Origin of the sequence: Cognaticolwellia mytili (genome assembly GCF_002104475.1) — a bacterium.
GTDB lineage: Bacteria > Pseudomonadota > Gammaproteobacteria > Enterobacterales > Alteromonadaceae > Cognaticolwellia > Cognaticolwellia mytili.
Map to the genome: position 1 here is coordinate 1 of NZ_NBOF01000010.1, position 1,669 is coordinate 1,669.

The 1,669-nt window shown below is 37.0% G+C and carries 1 rRNA gene; it reads right to left on the reverse strand.

Annotated features, from left to right (window positions below):
* Window positions 1-1,561 precede the first annotated feature (1,561 nt).
* Window positions 1,562-1,669 (reverse strand): 5S ribosomal RNA (rrf, locus tag B7C41_RS19825); the annotation flags it as partial.

The window sequence follows — 1,669 nt, forward strand, 5'->3', positions numbered from 1 at the left end:
ACATTTTATTTCGTTTTTTTGAACTTTCTTTTTAGAAGATTCAAAACCCTACTTTATAACGTTAAGTCAGCTACTTTGGCCTAAACCAGTGTAGTTAACTCTTTAAAACAAGCTTCTTGGGTTGCCCCGAAGAAGTGGAGCGCATTATGGCGATTTTTCAGAGCACGTCAACACTTAATTTCAATTAAATATCATAAAGTGAATCGTTTGCTGATTAATCGAACAACTCGTGTATTTAATCGCCTTACATAAGCAATTTTAGTCGGTAGAGGCCAATGTTTATACTCCTCTTCAATGTAAGTTTTTTCGAGCATTGTTCTTTAGCCACTATAAAATACACGTAATAGCCGTAGGTTAACTGACCTTTCGAACCAATAAACAACGTGAAGCAGTTATAAGACTAGAATCAAAACCCGCAAATAGAACAGTAATCATGAGAAAGTATGAATCCATTCAATAGAAAAATGCGAAAATATTTTCTCTTTCTAACCTCATTTACCCTTAAATATCTCATCTTCTATAAATAAACTTATATGATGTTGAAGAAACTTGACACTTCATTGTAATAATTAATCACATCGCTGAGGTATTTTTCAAAATTAATGACGATAGTTCGCTAATAATCTGTATGTCTAGCGAAATAGATCTGAAATAATAAATTGGTCAACACAATAGGCCATTCTATCGAGCTTCAAAGCAACGATAAAATTAAACCAGGTTAAGAAACCCTGTAACCGGAAAGAGAAATATTTCTTAAGAACAAGCAGTCAACGTGAATGCGACCTCGATGTTAGGTATAACTTTTATCTTACTCACCTATTTATTGGCGTTATATCTTTACCACAATAGATAACTTTTGCTTAATCAAGCAAAAGTTATCCGGCAGAAAACAATAATTACCTAGTTATCGTGCAAACAACACAAACAAGACGGCTGAGTTCAATGCTGTTCAGTTAAAAAAAAAGAAAATCAGGCCAACGGTTTACTGGTGATTGCTCACTATGTCGTGACACATGAAATGGGGGTAAAGTTATCCGCAGTACCAGGTCACTTGATCAACTACTATCTCCGTTAGGACTAATGACCACTCTAATGTCTTTATTGCGATAAACTCCTGCTTGTCTACTACAAGCTCAGCCCAAATTTATAGCTTTTTTCTGCCGATACATATTGCATGTATCAGAGTTTGCTCGTTATTTTAGTAAATTAGCAAGACAACAGCATAGTGTTTTACTAAAAACTATCAGTAATAAGCTTTCTGCCAACGAAAGACGAAATTCAAGGAGTAGGAATCTGGTTTTATTAATACTTTTATTAAACGCCGGACAGCAAAAAGCCCGACTCTTTCGAGTCGGGCTTTTCTTAATAGAAGCCTAGCAATGTCCTACTCTCACATAAGAGAGAGCCACTCCCACACGCTATTTACCAGCGTCGCTAACACATTCCACCACGGAGTTCGGCATGAGATCAGGTGGCATTATTAACTTTTAAGCAAGTGCTTTTATTTATCGCCAAACAGCAAAAAGCCCGACTCTTTCGAATCGGGCTTTTCTTAATAGAAGCCTAGCAATGTCCTACTCTCACATGGGAACTCCCACACTACCATCGGCGCTAACACATTTCACTACTGAGTTCGGAATGGGATCAGGTGGGGCTATGTCGCTATTGT